The 17,611-nt window shown below is 58.6% G+C and carries 18 protein-coding genes; 10 read left to right on the top strand and 8 right to left on the bottom strand.

The genetic code is table 11. The features are described 5' to 3' along the window. The first annotated feature begins 9 nt into the window (after positions 1-9). Genes BM152_RS01430 through BM152_RS01440 form a run of 3 tightly spaced genes read left to right on the top strand, consistent with a single transcriptional unit; the run spans position 10 to position 3,193 of the window. Positions 10-756 carry a biotin--[acetyl-CoA-carboxylase] ligase gene (locus tag BM152_RS01430; protein WP_066603549.1) on the top strand — a complete coding sequence of 249 codons (747 nt, stop codon included), beginning with the start codon at positions 10-12 and terminating at the stop codon, positions 754-756. Next, complete coding sequence (locus tag BM152_RS01435; protein ID WP_066603552.1) at positions 756-1,535, top strand: type III pantothenate kinase; 780 nt, start codon at positions 756-758, stop codon at positions 1,533-1,535. Before BM152_RS01430 ends, BM152_RS01435 begins: the two co-directional genes overlap by 1 nt. After that, the gene (locus BM152_RS01440) at positions 1,532-3,193 is read left to right on the top strand and encodes a ribonuclease J (RefSeq protein WP_066603556.1); all 1,662 of its coding nucleotides are present in this window, start codon (positions 1,532-1,534) and stop codon (positions 3,191-3,193) included. Before BM152_RS01435 ends, BM152_RS01440 begins: the two co-directional genes overlap by 4 nt. A gap of 182 nt (positions 3,194-3,375) precedes the next feature. On the opposite strand, the gene BM152_RS01445 is transcribed toward BM152_RS01440, so the two are convergent. The 4 genes from BM152_RS01445 to BM152_RS01460 form a co-directional block, all read right to left on the bottom strand. Next, positions 3,376-4,842, bottom strand: coding sequence for a DEAD/DEAH box helicase (locus BM152_RS01445; protein WP_066603760.1), 1,467 nt, complete (start codon positions 4,840-4,842; stop codon positions 3,376-3,378). 160 nt (positions 4,843-5,002) lie between these two features. Then, a complete protein-coding gene (locus BM152_RS01450) occupies positions 5,003-5,440 on the bottom strand; it encodes a hypothetical protein (protein ID WP_066603558.1) in 438 nt (145 codons plus the stop codon). Between the two features lie 113 nt (positions 5,441-5,553). Further along, the gene (locus BM152_RS01455) at positions 5,554-7,161 is read right to left on the bottom strand and encodes a peptide chain release factor 3 (protein ID WP_066603560.1); all 1,608 of its coding nucleotides are present in this window, start codon (positions 7,159-7,161) and stop codon (positions 5,554-5,556) included. A 119-nt stretch (positions 7,162-7,280) separates the two neighbouring features. Further along, the gene (locus BM152_RS01460; RefSeq protein ID WP_082715362.1) at positions 7,281-8,324 is read right to left on the bottom strand and encodes a Hint domain-containing protein; all 1,044 of its coding nucleotides are present in this window, start codon (positions 8,322-8,324) and stop codon (positions 7,281-7,283) included. Between the two features lie 274 nt (positions 8,325-8,598). Between BM152_RS01460 and BM152_RS01465 the strand changes: the two genes are divergently transcribed. Together BM152_RS01465 and BM152_RS01470 are read left to right on the top strand one after the other, a co-directional pair. Continuing rightward, positions 8,599-9,378: an SDR family oxidoreductase gene (locus tag BM152_RS01465; protein ID WP_066603562.1), complete on the top strand. Its 780-nt coding sequence runs from the start codon at positions 8,599-8,601 to the stop codon at positions 9,376-9,378. Positions 9,379-9,522: 144 nt separating this feature from the next. Continuing rightward, on the top strand, positions 9,523-10,626 hold the full coding sequence (locus BM152_RS01470) for an ABC transporter ATP-binding protein (protein ID WP_066603564.1): 1,104 nt from the start codon (positions 9,523-9,525) through the stop codon (positions 10,624-10,626). Positions 10,627-10,828: 202 nt separating this feature from the next. Here BM152_RS01470 and BM152_RS01475 read toward each other — a convergent pair whose 3' ends face one another. Then, the gene (locus tag BM152_RS01475; RefSeq protein ID WP_066603565.1) at positions 10,829-11,566 is read right to left on the bottom strand and encodes a helix-turn-helix transcriptional regulator; all 738 of its coding nucleotides are present in this window, start codon (positions 11,564-11,566) and stop codon (positions 10,829-10,831) included. Positions 11,567-11,839: 273 nt separating this feature from the next. Between BM152_RS01475 and BM152_RS01480 the strand changes: the two genes are divergently transcribed. The 4 genes from BM152_RS01480 to BM152_RS01495 all read left to right on the top strand — a co-directional run bounded on the left by BM152_RS01480 (position 11,840) and on the right by BM152_RS01495 (position 14,320). Beyond that, entirely contained in the window at positions 11,840-12,055 is a 216-nt protein-coding gene (locus tag BM152_RS01480; protein ID WP_066603566.1) for a twin-arginine translocase TatA/TatE family subunit, read from the top strand. 81 nt (positions 12,056-12,136) lie between these two features. Continuing rightward, the gene (gene tatB / locus BM152_RS01485; RefSeq protein WP_066603569.1) at positions 12,137-12,601 is read left to right on the top strand and encodes a Sec-independent protein translocase protein TatB; all 465 of its coding nucleotides are present in this window, start codon (positions 12,137-12,139) and stop codon (positions 12,599-12,601) included. Then, positions 12,598-13,488, top strand: a complete 891-nt coding sequence (gene tatC, locus BM152_RS01490; RefSeq protein ID WP_066603571.1) for a twin-arginine translocase subunit TatC — start codon at positions 12,598-12,600, stop codon at positions 13,486-13,488. The genes tatB and tatC overlap by 4 nt, the downstream gene beginning before the upstream one ends. Next, positions 13,478-14,320, top strand: a complete 843-nt coding sequence (locus tag BM152_RS01495) for an ATP-binding protein (protein WP_066603575.1) — start codon at positions 13,478-13,480, stop codon at positions 14,318-14,320. Before tatC ends, BM152_RS01495 begins: the two co-directional genes overlap by 11 nt. A 90-nt stretch (positions 14,321-14,410) precedes the next feature. Here BM152_RS01495 and BM152_RS01500 read toward each other — a convergent pair whose 3' ends face one another. The 3 genes from BM152_RS01500 to surE all read right to left on the bottom strand — a co-directional run bounded on the left by BM152_RS01500 (position 14,411) and on the right by surE (position 17,096). Beyond that, entirely contained in the window at positions 14,411-15,601 is a 1,191-nt protein-coding gene (locus tag BM152_RS01500; RefSeq protein WP_066603578.1) for a LysM peptidoglycan-binding domain-containing protein, read from the bottom strand. Between the two features lie 71 nt (positions 15,602-15,672). After that, the gene (locus BM152_RS01505; protein ID WP_066603584.1) at positions 15,673-16,314 is read right to left on the bottom strand and encodes a protein-L-isoaspartate(D-aspartate) O-methyltransferase; all 642 of its coding nucleotides are present in this window, start codon (positions 16,312-16,314) and stop codon (positions 15,673-15,675) included. After that, positions 16,314-17,096 (bottom strand): 5'/3'-nucleotidase SurE, encoded by a 783-nt coding sequence (gene surE, locus BM152_RS01510; protein WP_066603587.1) that lies wholly within the window; start codon positions 17,094-17,096, stop codon positions 16,314-16,316. The genes BM152_RS01505 and surE overlap by 1 nt, the downstream gene beginning before the upstream one ends. A 107-nt stretch (positions 17,097-17,203) precedes the next feature. Between surE and BM152_RS01515 the strand changes: the two genes are divergently transcribed. Beyond that, on the top strand, positions 17,204-17,593 hold the full coding sequence (locus tag BM152_RS01515) for a VOC family protein (RefSeq protein WP_066603589.1): 390 nt from the start codon (positions 17,204-17,206) through the stop codon (positions 17,591-17,593). Positions 17,594-17,611 lie beyond the last annotated feature (18 nt).

Here is a 17,611-nt window from a genome sequence, read left to right on the forward strand (position 1 = left end):
CCGACATATATGCCCGATAGTCGCCATATATGGCCCGAGGGGGTAGGGCGGACCGTCCTCCCCACCGTGGACAGCACTATGTCGGAGGCCGCACGCGTAGCGGCCTCTTGCGCATTTCCGCAATGGATTCTCGCACAGGTGCAAACCGCAGGCCACGGGCGACGCGGACGGGCATGGACGATGCCCAAAGGCAACTTTGCCGCCACGCTGCTGATGTTTCCGCAGGAACGTCCGGAGATCATCGCGCTGCGCAGTTTTGTCTCCGCGTTGGCGCTTTATGATGCTTTCGTCGCGGTGACGGGCCGCTCGGACCCGTTCGCTCTCAAGTGGCCCAATGATGTGCTTCTCAACGGTGGCAAGGTCGCGGGCATCCTTTTGGAACGTGGCCCTGCGCATCTGTCTATCGGGATCGGCGTCAATCTGGCCGAAGCGCCTCCCGTCTCTATGGTCGAAGAGGGCGCGCTGCCGCCTGTCTCGCTGGCCCATGAGACCGGCGCATTGGTCGAGCCGGAGGAATTTCTGGACCAGCTTGCCCCCGCCTATGCCCATTGGGAAGCGCAGTTCACGAACTTCGGCTTTGGTCCGGTCCGTGAGGCATGGCTCTCCCGCGCCGCGCGTCTAGGCACAGAAATCCGCGCCCGCACCATACGCGAGACCCATCACGGCATATTCGAAACCGTGGATGCCTTCGGCAATCTTGTTCTTGCGACGCCGAAAGGCAAACTCTCCATTCCAGCCGCAGAGGTCTATTTCTGATGCTTCTCTGTATCGATGCAGGCAATACCAACACCGTCTTTTCCATCTGGAACGGGTCGGATTTCATCGCCACATGGCGCACCTCGACGGAGCATCAACGCACGGCCGACCAGTATTACGTCTGGCTGTCGACGCTGATGAACTTCCAGAAGATCGAGGCGGATATCACTGAAGTGGTTATCTCCTCGACCGTGCCGCGCGTGGTCTTCAACCTGCGCGTGCTCGCCAACCGTTATTTCGATTGTCGCCCCTTGGTGGTCGGCAAACCGGAATGCCTTTTGCCGCATATGGCGCGTGTCGATGAGGGCACCACTGTGGGGCCTGACCGTCTGGTGAATTCCGCAGGCGCATTCGATCTCTATGGCGGAGATCTCATCGTAGTGGATTTCGGCACGGCGACCACATTCGACGTGGTGGCCGAAGACGGGGCCTATGTGGGCGGTGTGATCTCTCCCGGGGTCAACACCTCTCTTGAAAGCCTGCACCACGCTGCAGCCGCCCTTCCGCATGTGGATGTGACCATGCCGCAGAAGGTGATCGGCACAAATACAGTGGCCTGTATGCAATCCGGTGTGTTTTGGGGCTATACTGGTCTTGTGCGCGAGACCTGCAACCGGATCAAAGACGAATATGGCCGCCCGATGCGCGTGATCGCGACCGGAGGGCTTGCGCCTTTGTTCAATCAGGGTCACAAACTCTTTGACGCATTTGACGAATTCCTGACCATTCACGGCCTCGTGGTCATTCACCAATATAATAAGGATCAGGGCACCCTATGAGCGACAGACTTCTCTATCTACCCCTTGGCGGCGCCGGCGAAATCGGCATGAACTGCTATGTTTACGGCTACGGTCCCGCTGGCAACGAACGCTATATCGTGGTCGATCTGGGCGTAACTTTCCCCTCGATGGACGGCACGCCCGGCGTCGATCTGATTTTCGCCGATGTGGCTTGGCTCGAAGAGCGCAAGGACCGGATCGACGGCATCTTTATCACCCACGCGCATGAGGACCATGTCGGCGCTGTTGGCCATCTCTGGCCGCGCCTTCAGGCTCCGATCTATGCCCGCGCCTTCACCGCGCATCTGGCGCGTTTGAAATTCGAAGAACACGGCCATGACGAATTGCAGATCAAGACGGTCTCCGCATGGCCCGAACAGATCAAAGTCGGCCCTTTCACAGTGGGTTTCGTTCCGATCTCCCACTCCATTCCGGAGTCCTCGGCACTTGTGATCGACAGCCCCGCAGGGCGTGTGATCCATAGCGGCGACTTCAAGACAGATGAAAACCCCGTGGTGGGCGAACCCTTTGATCGCGCCTTGTTCGAGGATATCGCGAAAGACGGTGTGAAAGCTCTGGTCTGCGATTCGACCAATGTTTTCTCCCCCAATCCGGGGCGCTCGGAAGCGGATGTTATTGAACCCCTGAGCAATCTCATCGCGTCTCTCGACGGGATGGTGGCTGCGACCACTTTCGCCTCCAACATTGCACGGGTCAAAACGCTGGCAGATGCCGGATCCAAAGCGGGCCGTTCGGTCGTGCTTCTGGGCCGTGCCATGCGCCGCATGATCACCGCCGCGATCGAGACGGGGATCATTTCCGATTTCCCGAAAACCGTGTCGCCCGAAAACGCCGGTGATATTCCGCGCGAGAACCTGATGCTTCTGACGACAGGCTCGCAAGGCGAACATCGCGCGGCCACGGCACAGTTGTCGCGGGGCAAATATCTTGGCCTGAAAATGACCGAGGGCGATACGCTGATCTTTTCCTCTAAAACCATTCCGGGCAACGAGGTCTCTGTCGGTCGTATCCTGAACGCTTTCTCGGAAATGGGGGTCGAGACGATCTCCGGTCGTGACGATATTCACGTCTCCGGCCACGCGAACCGCCCCGATCTGGCGATGATGCATGAGATTGTGAAGCCGCAAGTCGTCGTGCCCATGCACGGGGAGCACCGTCACCTGCGCGAACATGCGAAACTGGCCGAATCCAACGGGTTCAAGGCCATCGTCGCGCCCAATGGTGTTGGCGTGGACCTCTCCGCAGCAACGCCGCGCGTGGTGGAATATGTCGAGACAGGCCGCACCTATCTCGATGGCAAGATCCAGATTGGCGCGATGGACGGTATCGTGCGCGACCGTATTCGCATGGCCCTGAACGGTCTTGTGGTGGCGACGGTGATCGTCGAGGACGACGAACCCTTGGGCGATTGCTGGTGCGAGCTGCGTGGTCTGCCGGAAACCGGCCTGTCGCGCGCACCTCTGAACGAGGTGCTTGAAGAAGACGTGAATCAGTTCCTTATGCGCGCCAAGCCCAAGACGCTCGGGGATGACGATAAACTCGAAGAGGAAATGCGCCGGATCATCCGTCGCACGACACAAGAGGAAGTCGGCAAGAAACCGGAAGTGCAAATCATCATCTCGCGACTGTCGAGCTGATCAGCACCATTAATAAAGCATTTTAGACTTAATGCGGGGGAGGGGTTTCACTCTCCCGCATCGGTTACTCAGCCAAGGTTCGAGACAACTATCCCGTTTCCTTTGTTGCCGAAAATACTCAAAATAAAACCCGCGCTTTTGGCGCGGGTTTTTCAATGTCTGGAAGAGGGCTGTCAGGGGGATCAGCCCGCCTGACGCTCCTCAAAACTCAGTGCAATGAAAGAGGGCAGGTGATCGCCTAGACCGACGACCTTGTTGTCATCCTCCCTGCGACCACGGCCACCACGGCGCGGCTTCGGTTCGGACGGGGCAGGGGCGCTCTGGCGTTCCGGAGCGGCTTCTTTCGGAGCCTCCGGCTCGGCGGCGACCTGACGCGGCTCTTCCTTGGTCTCGACGGGTTTCACCTCGTCAACCTTGTCGGACTTACGCTTGCGCGACCGGCTACGCTTCGGCTTTTCGGCCTTCACTTCTTCCTGCTCCGGCGCATCTTCGGTCGGTGTCCCGAGCGGGTTTTCAAGCCGTGAAATTTCTTTGGCGATGAGCGCTTCGACATCGGCGAAATTCTTTTCGTCACGCGGTTCGCAAATCATGATCGCCTTGCCGTCGCGGCCTGCGCGCCCTGTCCGGCCAATCCGGTGCACATAGTCTTCGGCATGGCCGGGCACGTCGAAGTTGAACACATGGGTCACAGAGGGCACGTCCAGCCCGCGTGCGGCCACATCTGAAGCCACAAGGATTTTAAGCTCGCCGTTGCGGAATTTCTCAAGCGTGGCATTCCGTTGGCTCTGCTCCAGATCGCCGTGGATCGGAGAGGCTTGATAGCCGTATTTGTTGAGGGATTTCGCGACGATATCCACATCCGTCTTGCGGTTGCAGAAGATGATTCCGTTTTGCAGCTTTTCGCCTTCCGCGTCGATCAAAGCGCGCAGAAGTTTGCGTTTTTCGCTGGCGGCACGGTCGCGGCGGGAGCCTTTGAACATCACCACATGCTGTTCGATATTCTCGCCGGATGTCGCCTGACGGGCCACCTCGATCCGCGCAGGGGCGGAGAGGAAGGTGTTGGTGATCCGTTCGATCTCCGGTGCCATCGTGGCCGAGAAAAACAGGGTCTGGCGGGTGAAAGGCGTGAGGCCGAAAATACGTTCGATATCGGGGATGAACCCCATGTCGAGCATCCGGTCGGCTTCGTCCACCACCATGACCTTGACGTCAGAGAGGATCAGCTTGCCACGTTCGAAATGATCAAGAAGACGGCCCGGTGTCGCGATCAGGACATCGACGCCTTTGTCGATCAGCGAATCCTGCTCTTTAAAGCTCACGCCACCGATGAGCAGCGCTTTGGTGAGCTTCATGTATTTGGTGTATTGGTCGAAATTCTCGGCAACCTGTGCGGCGAGTTCGCGCGTCGGGCAGAGCACCAGAGAGCGCGGCATCCGTGCGCGTGCGCGGCCCCGGCCCAGCATGGTGATCATCGGCAGAACGAAAGAGGCGGTCTTGCCGGTCCCTGTTTGCGCGATGCCGAGCACGTCTTTGCCTTCAAGAGCGGGCGGGATGGCGCCGGCCTGAATAGGGGTCGGGCTTTCGTAGCCCGCATCCTCAATGGCTTTGAGAACTTTGGGAGCGAGATTTAGATCGGAGAACTTGGTCAAACTGTGCCTTTCGCGATGTGCGGCTGTAAAAACGGCCGCAAATTCCACGCGGCCCGTCCGGCCATATTGCCGAGACGTCTTTGGCGCGTCTTTTACGCCTGTTGGCGTAAAAGGTCAAGGAAAGGCAAAGGGAAGCGTGATCTTTGGCTGTAGTGGCGGCTCAGCCGCTGACAAGCACCGCATTTTCCAGAATGGCGGCTTGCCATGTTTCCGGATCATGAACAGGCATCATATCGCCGCGAAGCGTGACGCGGGTGCCTTCTTCAAGGCCAACCAGAGGTGTGTCGAGATTGACCTGAACAGAGGCGCCGTGATCTGCACTCCCGCAGAACGGGCACAGACCCATGTCGGAGACGAGCATCAACTCGCGAATCTCTGATCCCGGTGTGAGCGGCACGGCATAGCCCGTCAACTCCATGCCCTGAACACCGTTTTTCAGACGGTCGGGGAAGCCCTTTTTCACCTCATAGGAGGTTTCCGTGACCACTTCGTCAATCGTGATCCCTTTCAGAAGGTCCCAACCCGGTGCATCCGCAAAGGCGGAAGTTGCGGTGGCGGAAAGTCCTGCGGTAAGGGCGAGACGGCTGACGGGGCTCATGAGACAAAACCTGTGGTTAGTTGCATTCCGCGGGGACGGTAACCGACCTGACAGCATATGGGAATCCCCCATTTGTCAGATCGGCAAAAACTCGCACGAAGGGATGAGTGGCGTTACACCATCATCTCTTTTGTCGCGGAGAGAGTCAGTTCCGGATAATCGCGCTCGATTCGGTCGATGTCCCATTGCAGGCGGGTCAAAAACACCGGATCGCCGTCGTGATCATAGGAAATATGCTGTTTGTTGGCGTTGATAAACTTGTCCAATTCCAACCTTGGACCTGTCACCCAGCGCGCAGATGTGAATTGAGACGCATCAAATCGAACAGGCAGCCCGTATTCCAATTCGATCCGGCTGGCCAGAACCTCGAACTGGAGCGCTCCTACAACGCCGACGATAAAGCCGGAGCCAATCGCGGGCTTGAAAACCTTTGCGGCTCCTTCCTCGGCGAATTGCATAAGGGCTTTTTCAAGGTGCTTGGCCTTCATCGGATCGCCCGCGCGCACGCCTTGCAAAAGCTCCGGCGCAAAGGAGGGGATACCGGTCACGCGAATATCCTCGCCTTCAGTCAGTGTATCCCCGATCCTCAACTGCCCGTGGTTCGGAATTCCGATGATGTCACCGGCCCAAGCCTCTTCGGCCAATTCACGATCAGAGGCCAGAAACAGCACGGGATTCGAAATCGACATCGGCTTTTTCGAACGCACATGAGTCAGTTTCATCCCGCGTTTGAAATGTCCGGCGGCCAGACGCACAAAGGCCACACGGTCGCGGTGTTTCGGGTCCATGTTGGCCTGCACCTTGAACACATAGCCCATGACCTTCTTTTCTTCGGGGCTGATCGGGCGGGGTGTGGCCTTTTGCGGTTGCGGCTCGGGTCCGTATTTTGCCATCCCGTCCATGAGTTCCTGCACGCCGAAGGAGTTGATCGCGGAGCCGAACCAGATCGGCGTCAACGTGCCGTCGAGAAAGGCTTGCCGGTCAAACGGCGGTAGAAGTTCACGCGCCATTTCCAACCCTTCCTTGAGCTGTTCCAGCAGGTGTTCCGGCACATGTTCCGCGAGTTTAGGATCGTCCAGCCCTTCGATCTTGATGCTCTCGGCCACCTTGTTGCGGTCGGCGCGATCCATCAATTCGAGGCGGTCGTTCAAAACGTCATAGCAGCCGAGAAAGTCCCGTCCGACACCAATAGGCCAAGAGGCCGGTGTTACATCAATGGCGAGATTTTCTTGAATTTCGTCAATAATATCAAGTGTGTCTCGGCTTTCCCGGTCCATCTTGTTACAAAACGTCAGGATCGGAAGGTCGCGCATACGGCAGACTTCGAAAAGCTTCTGCGTCTGGCTTTCCACACCTTTCGCTCCGTCAATCACCATGATCGCCGCATCCACTGCCGTGAGTGTGCGATAGGTGTCTTCGGAGAAATCCGAGTGACCGGGGGTGTCCACCAGATTGAAACGGTAGTTGTGAAAGTCAAAAGACATGGCCGAGGCCGACACGGAAATCCCGCGGTCTTTCTCCATCTGCATAAAGTCCGACCGCGTGCGCCGCGCTTCACCCTTGGCACGCACCTGACCGGCCATCTGGATCGCGCCACCATACAGCAGGAACTTCTCCGTCAACGTCGTCTTACCGGCGTCCGGGTGCGAGATGATGGCAAAGGTCCGGCGACGGGCAATCTCCGGCGGCAATTCGGGGGCGTTATGCGAGCGATCCAACATGGCCGTTCATATACGCGCGGGCGCGGGAGCGGGCAATGGGCGAATATGCAGGAAACACAATGGCTCGCGTTTCGGGTGCGGTCCTGTCCTGACGGATGTTTCCTTTGTGCCGGAAATACTCAGCTTCCCGACGCGGCGCGCAGTACATCGGCCGCCACAGAAGGTTCCAGCATCCCGTCGCGCAGCTCGAAAGCTCGCGGGGCCTCATCGGCGCTATGCTCGGGGGAGAGCCGCGCACGGATGTCGGACGGGAGGAAGGGCTTCACCCGCCCGTCCACAAACATGCTCTCGGCGGCGATACCTTCGGCATAGATGATCTCATGACTGTCAAAGAGGATCTGGAAATAGTCCACAAATCCCCCTTCGGTTTGAATGACATTTTGCCCGTTCACCAAAAGCCGTGCCTTGACCAGAACTTCGGCGCGACCGGCACGCACGGCATCGCGGCGTTGGTAGATGAAAATCCGGTGATGCGGCGAGAGGACCAGATCATTGGCGTTGTTCAGGGCGCCTTTCTTGATCACGATCGGAGCAAAGGCACCGGTGGCGCGCACCGTTTGCGCCCCGATCCACCGGATTTCCTTGGGGCCATGGTCGCGGGTCAGAACACGGTCGCCGACGGAAAGCTCCTCAATCGGTTTTTGCATCCCGTTGGACATGGTGATCCGTGTGCCGCGAGTGAAGGCGACACTGGCTACATCCGCCAGACGGGTGTGTGCGGTGTCCTTGTCAATCTTGACCAGCGCATATTCGACATCGGGTTTGAGCGGCGCGAAGGGCAAAAAGTAAGTGGCTTCCACCAGCCCGTCCTCATCGGTTTCCACCAGCACCAGAAGCTCGACGGTTACACCGGAACCGGCCATAAAGGTCGCAACGCAATCGAGGTGAAGCGTGTGGCTCACCCCTCCGAGTTCGGTGTTGTCCGCAACGCTCAGTGAGTCGTTGTCGATCAGCACTGACAGCCGTCCACGACCGGCGGATTTGCGCAGCTGATAATTGTCGGCCAGTTCCATCTCGGCAGCATAAGACAACCCGTCGCCGAGGTTCACTCCGTTGGTCACCCGAAAATCCTGACCGCGATACACAACAAGACTTTGCACCGGCAGGCTGGATTGACCTTCTGGTTGCTGTGGCGTGACCAAGCTGCTGTCCTTCCTGTTCATGATGTGCTCCGGATGCCTGAGAGGCTCGATATCCTGTTGAAAATGATGCGCTGCGCCGGCTGGATCAAGTGGTGATTATCTGGACGGTGAATATGCCGTATCTTGCGAATATTGTACATAGAGACGCCTCGCAACCTCGATCCACAGGGCTTTGATCTTTAACATTTCTATTGTGCCGCGAAACAATGGCGTGATTTGGGCGGAACTGGTGTTATTTAATGCAAAACGCACATAGTTTGTGTGGAACGCGCTGATGACTGCAAAGGAGATTGGAATGGATCTGGGGATCAAAGGGAAAAAGGCACTGGTTTGTGCCTCTTCGAAAGGTTTGGGGCTGGGCTGCGCACGGGCTTTGGCCGAGGCGGGTGTCGATCTGGTCATGAACGCCCGCGGCAAGGATGCGCTTGAGGTCGAAGCACAGAAAATCCGCGAGGAATTCGGGGTTTCCGTGGAGACAGTCGCCGCTGATGTGACCTCCGAGGACGGGCGTGCGGCTTTGCTGAAGGCGGCTGGCGAGGTGGATATTCTGGTGAACAACGCAGGTGGCCCGCCGCCGGGACAGTGGACAGACTGGGAGCGCGAGGATTTCATCAAGGCGCTTGACGCAAACATGTTGACCCCCATCGCTCTGATCAAGGCGCTGGTGCCGGGCATGATGGAGCGCGGCTGGGGGCGGGTGGTCAATATCACCTCTGTCTCGGTGAAGGCCCCCATCGCTGTGCTGGGCCTGTCGAATTCCGCCCGCGCCGGACTGACCGGCTATGTCGCCGGCACAGCACGTCAGGTTGCGCCGAAAGGTGTGATCATGAACAATCTTCTGCCCGGGCTTCACGCTACAAACCGCACAGTCTCCCTCGACAGTGCTGCGGCAGAGGCCTCCGGCAGGAGTTTCGATGAGGTGCGTGCCGAGAAATCCGCCGCCATTCCGGCTGGCCGCTACGGGACGATTGAGGAATTCGGGGCGACCTGTGCTTTCATGTGTTCGCAATTTGCGGGTTTCATGGTCGGGCAGAACATCCTTCTGGATGGCGGTGCGACGAATACCACGATGTGAATATTTGACCCGCGCCATGCTCCGGCTTCGGCTCGCATGGCGCGGTGTTCGGGTCAAGCGCATCCTGGCAGACCGTCGAGAGTTGCGATAGCGGCGCGGGCCTGATAGGCAACTTGAGAGTTTCCATCAGATAAAGCCCCGCCTGTGACTGATCCCCGCCTAGAAATCCGCAACATCCGCCGTCGCTTTCAGGGACGCGAAGTCGTCTCGGACGTCTCGCTCAAAGTGATGCCGGGGCAGGTGACCTGCCTTCTGGGACCGTCCGGTTGTGGCAAGTCCACAACGCTGCGCATCATTGCGGGCGTCGACATGCAGGACGAGGGCGAGATCTATGTTGACGGGGAACTGGTCTGCGATACCGTTTTCCGCGTTCCGCCCGAGCAGCGTTCCATCGGAATGATGTTTCAGGATTTTGCACTTTTCCCACATTTGAGCGTCGCAGAGAATGTGGCCTTTGGCTTGAACGGTCACAAATCCGACAAACGCGCGCGTGTCGAGGAACTGTTGGATAAGGTCGGACTTCTGTCTGCCGTTGACAAGTATCCCCATGAATTGTCCGGCGGCGAACAACAGAGGATCGCGCTTGCCCGCGCCTTGGCTCCGCGCCCGTCGATTATGTTGATGGACGAGCCATTCTCGGGTCTCGACGAGCGGCTCAAGGACGATATTCGCGACAGTACACTGGATGTGCTGAAGTCGGAAAACACCGCCGTGCTTCTGGTGACCCATGAGCCGCACGAAGCCATGCGCATGGCCGATGAGATTGCGTTGATGCGAGATGGCAGGATCGTTCAGCAAGGCGCACCCTATAATATCTACAACGCCCCGGTCGACCGGAAAGCAGCTGCATTTTTCAGCGATATCAATGTGATACGGGGTAAGGTGCAAGACCTTTCGGTGACCACTCCGTTTGGCAAGTTCCTCTGTCCCGGTCAACCGGACGGGGCGGAAGTGGACATCGTGATCCGTCCGCAACATCTGCGCATTGATTTCGACCGGCACGGGCGCGGCCCCAATCCGACGCCGCAAGACGGCACCCCCGCGCGCGCCGTTGTTCAACGGGCACGGTTCATGGGGCGCGAGAGCCTTGTGGAATTCAAGATGGAATTTGACGGCTCTGTGCTCAAAGCCACGGTGCCTTCGGTCTTTTTGCCGAAACCCGGCACACCGATGTGGCTGATGCTGCGCCGGGACCGGTGTTTCGTCTTTCCGGTCAAAGACGGTTCTGCCTCCTCGGACCGCGTTTGAGTATTTTGCCATCAGAAAGCGCCGATGATTACGCTTTGTTAAAACTCGTGTTCTAACATGTGTCACGCGGTACAGGCGGGAGCGCCGATGGCCGCCCATCGGAAAGCCGTCCCGACTCGTGTGGCCTGAAACCCTTTCGGAGACGTCACTGCGCTATGTACCGGCAGTCGGGATGCATCCGGTTTTCTGATGGTAAAAATACTCACATCGGGACGTGAGAGGTGTTTTGAAATGCTATGAAGTCTTTCAAGGTTTTCCCAGGCTCATCCTTGAACTGTGCGCCTGTATCAATGACGTGTTCAATCCGGTCCACACGCAAGGTCTGAAAAGCACTGCATTCTTCGCACCATGCGCCCATGGTCCAGACGCGGCCCCAGTATTCGAGCTGTAGGGGGCGCACGAGGCGGGGGCTAGTTTTGCCTGAAGGCTCGGCTGAAAGCGCGGCATAGGTGATGCGCAGAATTTTCTTTTCCCGCACCGCCTGACGCAAAAGGGGGATATGTCTGAAGCCGGTCTGCACATCCGCAAAGGCAAAAAGATGAAGCGCATGGCCCCATTCTGCTGCGGCGGGGCCGGTGTTCTCGGGCAGAGCGGCGTCGATTTTGGCAGCGAGACTTTGCGCACTGTTTGCCAGGTCCGGATCGGAGGCTTCGCCCAGAATGGCCACGGCGAGGTGTAAAGCTTCCAATTCTCCCATGGTCAGATTCAATGGCGGCAGGGTGATTGGTGCGGTGATCGTATAGCCGACGCCGCGCTCGCCTTCGACAGGGACGCCAGAGGCTTTGAGGGTCGCCATGTCGCGCCAGATGGTGCGCTCAGAAACGTTGACCTGTGCGGCGAGTTCACGCGCAGTGTGGAGTTCTCCGTCACGCAGGATCTGGATGAGGCTGAACAGGCGTTCGCTGCGCTGTGAGCCTGTGCTTTTGCGTCCGTGCGCCATCAAAGTTTAGCCATTCTGGAGACCTCAACAATTTCAATCATTTGAATGTCAGTCATTACATTTCTCCTGATTCGATTGTTGTGTTCCAAGGGCACTCTCAGCAACAGACATAAACCTGTCAGTTGTCAAAAGCCACCCGCTACAGCCGCGCCAATGTTGTGCAATGGGGGCTGAATCGCGTTTTTGCGCTTTTCCTTGGCGAGCGAGCGGCCTAATCCTAGTCTCCGAGAATTGTAACGGACCGGCTGCGGTCCGCGAAAGATGGAGAGACACATGCTTAACAATATCGGCCTTCCGGGTCTTCTGCTCATCGCCGTCGTGGTTCTGGTCCTCTTTGGCCGCGGCAAAATTTCTGGCCTCATGGGCGAGGTTGGTAAAGGTATCACGTCATTCAAAAAGGGCGTGGCCGAAGGCACCAAGGAAATCGAAGAGGAAGCTGCAGAAGTGGCCAAAGATGTCACTCCCGAAGAGGAAAAGGACAAGGTCTGAGACCAGTCCTGCGCGGTTGCGCTCTTTGGTGTGCGGGGCGAAAGGTCCCGTTAATGTGGTATTTGGACAAGGCGGTGCGTGATGTTTGACATCGGCATGTCAGAACTTTTGATCATCGGGATCGTGGCGTTGATCGTCGTCGGGCCGAAGGATTTGCCCGGTATGTTTCGCACGCTCGGGCGGTTTACCGCACGGGCAAAATCCATGGCGCGCGAGTTTTCGCGGGCGATGGAGGCGGCTGCGGATGAAAGCGGAATGAAAGAAGCCTCCGAGGCGCTCAAGGGCGCTGCCAATCCTAAGAGATTCGGCCTCGACAAGCTCAACGAAGCGGCTGAAACCTTTGAAAAATGGGATCCGATGAAGGCGCCCGATGGCAAGGCAGCGCCCAAGACGGACACGGCCCAAAAAGACGATCTGAGTCCGGAACGTGCGGAGGCGGCAAAGAAAATCTCCGAGGCGACAGCGAAAAAAGCCACGGAGCGCAAAGCGGCGGAGGTGGCTGCGACCACAGAGGATGCGGCCCAAAAGACCGGGGATGAGGCATGAGCGACAGCGATATTGAAGACAGCAGCGCGCCACTGATCGAGCATCTAGCCGAGTTGCGCACCCGTATCATCCGTGCGGCTCTGGCGTTTATCGTGGGGATGGTGATCTGTTTCACCGTGGCTAGCCCGATCCTTGATTTCCTGCTGGTTCCGATCGAAAAATCCATGCGTGCGCTGGGCAACCCAAATCCGGTGATGCAATACACCGCGCCGCAGGAATATTTCTTTACCCTGATCCGTATTTCTATGGTCGGAGGTCTGGCGATTTCCTTTCCGGTCATTGCCTATCAGCTTTGGCGTTTCGTGGCGCCGGGGCTCTATCGCAATGAGAAAAATGCCTTTCTTCCGTTCCTGATTGCCTCGCCGCTTTTGTTTCTGGCCGGCGCGGCATTCGCGCATTATGTGGTCGTGCCTTTGGCGATGACCTTCTTTCTGGGCTTTGCTGACCTGCCGTCTTTCGTCGGCGCATTGGTGGCCAATGGTGGCGATGTCGTGGCGGCAACGTCGGACACGGGGATCGATATTGTCTTCAACGGCAAGGTGAACGAAAGCCTTGATATCACTCTGAAAATGATCGTGGCCTTCGGGATTTGCTTCCAGCTTCCCGTGCTGCTGACCCTGATGGGGAAGGCGGGGCTTGCCACGGCTGCGGGCCTTCGGGGCACGCGTAAATATGCGGTCGTAGGTATCCTGACCGTGGCCGCTCTGGTCACGCCGCCGGATGTGACGACACAGCTGATCCTCTTCATCGTCGTGTATGGCCTCTACGAGATTTCGATCTTCCTCGTGGCTCATGTCGAGAAAAAGCGCACGGAAGAACTGCGTGCTGCGGGTGTTTTGGACGAAGATGAAGACCTCTATTCCGGATTTGACGACGATGACAAATAAGACCTTGAAACGTATCGCCGAGGCCCTCGAACGGATGGCCCCCGTGCCGATGGACGCGCCGGATTTCGACACGGCAGATGCCTATGTCTGGCAGACGGAGCCGGATGCGCTTCAGCCGGTCAAATCCGTTGCGCGGATTGATCTGTCACTTCTGGTCGGGGTGGACCGGTCGCGTGACACGCTTCTGGAGAACACTTTGCAATTCGCGCGCGGGCTTCCGGCGAACAATGCCCTGTTGTGGGGCGCACGCGGGATGGGCAAGTCATCTCTGGTGAAGTCGGTTCATGCCGCCGTCAATGCGCAAGGGCTCCCGCTTAAGATCGTGGAAATGCAGCGCGAGGATTTGCCCACCGTTGCACGTCTGTTGAACATTTTGCGCGGCTCGGAGCATCGTTTCCTGCTGTTCTGTGACGACCTGTCCTTTAGCCACGACGACCAGCATTACAAATCGCTCAAAGCGGTGCTGGACGGTGGCATCGAAGGGCGCCCTGACAATGTGCTGTTCTACGCCACCTCGAACCGTCGTCACCTGATGCCGCGCGACATGATCGAGAACGAGCGCAGCTCTGCGATCAACCCGTCCGAGGCCACGGAAGAGAAAGTCTCTCTTTCGGACCGTTTCGGGCTCTGGCTTGGCTTCCATCCCTGTTCGCAGGAGGAATATCTGACGATGATTCGCGGCTACTGTCGGGAATATGAGGTCGAGATTGACGACGAGACACTTCATGCCGAAGCGATTGAATGGCAGGCCACGCGCGGTTCCCGTTCAGGGCGTGTGGCGTGGCAGTTCTTTACCGATCTGGCCGGTCGCAAAGGCGTCAAGCTGGGCTGAGTATTTAAGCCATCAGAAAACCCTGCAAAGGAAAACCCCGAACGCTGTAACGCCGGGGCTTTCTGATGGTCTAAATACTCGATTTTCCAATCAGTTCAGATAAGGTGTCGGGTCAACCGTCTGAGTGCCTTTGAACACCATGAACTGAAGCGCGTTGAATTCGTTGGCCGTGACCTTGGCAATGGTCTGCCCACGCTTCACGCTGTCGCCCTTTTTCACCGAGATATCATCAATGAAACTATAGGCCGTTTGCAGGCCGCCACCGTGGTCCACGACCATGATCTTCACCCCGTCGGCATTGGTGGAGATGAGTTTCACCGTGCCGTCTTTTGCCGCTTTCACAGGCGTGCCGGAGCTAGCGGCGAAGAGGATGAATTTCGATTTGGTCTTGTCGTAGTCGCGGATGATGGCGCCGGAGACGGGCTTGGTCATCTCTGAGCTGGAACTGCTCTGGGTGGCGCCCAGATCGGCGGCGGGGGCGACCTCTTTGGGTGCTGGCACTGCTTGCGCCGGATCGGGCAGAGGCTCGGCCGCAGAGGGCGGTGTCGGCGTCGGAGAGCCTTCGCCCGGTTCTGTTTCCACAGTAAGTGGGCTGACGTCGGAGGCCTTCACAGGGATCAGGAGGTAGCGGCCTTCCTCGACAGACAGGTTGGAATCCAGCCCGTTCCAATCCGCTAGCGCACGCACGGAGATGCCGTATTTGCGGGCGATGGAATAGGCGGTCTCGCCACGTTGCACCTGGTGACGGACAGGTTCCATGCCTTCGATCGGGTCGGAGGCCTTGGCCTGTGTCATCGTCGTCGAGGTGCTCGAGGTCGTCTGTCCGCTCTGGGCATCGCTCAGCGCCTCGTCGGTCAGTGCGGTGATGTCGATCCGCTCACCGGAGGCAATCGTGCCCGCGCGGGTGGAGGCCGAAGATCCATCGACACGGCGCGGCAGGGCGATCACTTCGCCTTCGCGTAGGGTGACGTCTTCGGTGATGCCGTTGTAGCGGGCAAGCTCGGTCACAGAAAGCCCCGTGCGGTTGGCAACATCGGCAATTGTGTCGCCGCGTCTGGCAATGGCCACCTGATAGTTCGGGTAGGAGATGATGCCCTGTGCGTTCGGCTGCGGCTTGGAAATCGTGCGTGCTTCTGAAGCGGCATCGGCGGTGGAGAACGCATCGGTCATGCCACGCAGATCGAAATCAATCGGCTTGTCACAGGCGCTTAGCGCCAGAACGGCGCATCCGGCCATCACAAGGCCTGCGCGGCGGGTTTCAAACATCGGGAAAATCGTCATGTTTACTCTGTCCTCAATGGCGGGGTTTCTTCCCCCTTTGGCCCCTCTCGTGTGGAGGCGTTGAACGGTTTTCACTCTTGCCCCATCCCCTCGACAAGGGGCACGAAACGCACGGCACGAAGTTCTTCGTAATCGAAACCCTGCTCAAGTCGCGTCACCTTGATCAGGCTTTGCACGGCATCGGACTGACCGACCGGCAGGACCATGATACCGCCTGTTTTCAGTTGCGCCAAGAGGGGGCCCGGAGGGTCTTCTGCGGCGGCTGTCACAAGGATGCGATCAAACGGGGCCTGATCGGGCAGGCCAAAGGAGCCGTCGGTGGACATGGCGGTGATATTCACGATGCCCGAACGGTCGAATACGCTTTGCGCCTCGCGCACCAGACGGGGGTAGCGGTCCACGGTGTAGACGCGACGGGCAAGCTGGCTCAGGATCGCGGCCTGATAGCCGGAGCCTGTGCCGACTTCGAGCACCTTGTCGCGTGGCTGCACGTTCAGCGCCTGTGTCATCAACCCGACCACAGAGGGCTGGGAAATCGTCTGGCCGCAGGCAATGGGCAGCGGCATGTCTTCATAGGCGCGTTCGGCAAAGATGCCTTTCACGAAATCGCCACGGTCGACCTTTTCCATAGCCTGAAGCGTGCGCGCCTCCGTCACGCCCTTGGAGCGGAGCGTGAACAGGAATTGCATTTTGGCTTCAGGAGACATGGCCATCAGAGAGTGCGCTCCAGATCGGCCAGTTGGTCATGGGCCGTCAGATCGGCGCGCATGGGGGTGACGGAGATATGGTCGGCCAGATTGGCGGTCACATCGGTGCCGGGACCTGTATCCACGGATTGCTCGGAGCCACGCACCCAGAGGAAACGGCGTCCTGTGGGCGAGTTTTGCCCTTCAAGTCCGAAGCCGGAGGTCTGGCGACGCCCTTGGCGGCAAACGGCCACCCCTTTGGTCTCGCTGGCGGGGATCGGCGGGAAGTTCACGTTGTAAAACAGGCCGTAATCCTCACCTTCGCCCCAAGGGGCATTGGCCAGAAGACGCCGGACGACCTCGGCCCCGTGATGGGCGGCGCTTTCAAACGGATCGTCGATCTTGGCGTTGCGCGGGCCGAGGAATTGCGACAGGGCAATGGATTTCACGCCTTGCAAGGCGCCTTCCATCGCACCGCCGATGGTGCCCGAATACATCACGTTCTCGCCCGCGTTGTTGCCGCGGTTGACGCCGGAGAGCACCAGATCGGGGCGCTCGGGCAGGATGTCGTAGAGACCCGCGAGAACGCAATCAGCGGGTGAGCCTTCGGCGGCCCAGCGGCGGGGGGCGAGTTCCGTAATCATCGTCGGATGCGAATAGGAGATGCAATGGGCCACGCCGGATTGTTCGAAGGCGGGGGCGACGGTCCAGACCTCGCCATCGGGGCCCGCGACCTCTGCTGCGATCGCCTCCAGTGTTTTCAGGCCGGGAGCGTTGATGCCGTCGTCATTGGTGATCAGGATGCGCATGAAAGGGACTTTCTCTTGTGTTGCCCTAGTCCTTAAAGCAGGCTAGGAATCGCGGCAAGTCGCGTGCCGGAAGAATGCGCAAAAACAGCGCTTCAGGAGGAAAAACCATGCCGAAACCTGTTTTAGATGCCGTGGCGGTGACTGCAACGGATATGGCGCGTGCGATAGAGTTCTACGAAATACTCGGTTTCGACTTTGCGGGCGGCTTTCTGAGCGAGGATCATGTCGAACCGGTCCGGGGTCCGGGAGAGCCGCGTTTGATGATTGACAGTGCCGAGTCGATGGAACGTCTCACAGGCGAGGGACCGCGCCCGCCCAATCATTCGGCCTTTGCGTTACTGTGTGACCGACCGGCAGAGGTGGATGCCTTGGCCGCGAAAATCGCGGAGGTGGGGTTTACGGTGGCGACGCGGCCTTGGGATGCGTTCTGGGGACAGCGCTATGCGACCGTGGTCGATCCTGACGGCTACCGTGTGGACCTTTTCGCCCCGCTTTAGCCCACAGCGCGTGAGATG

This window comes from Celeribacter halophilus (assembly GCF_900114135.1).
Taxonomy (GTDB): domain Bacteria; phylum Pseudomonadota; class Alphaproteobacteria; order Rhodobacterales; family Rhodobacteraceae; genus Celeribacter; species Celeribacter halophilus.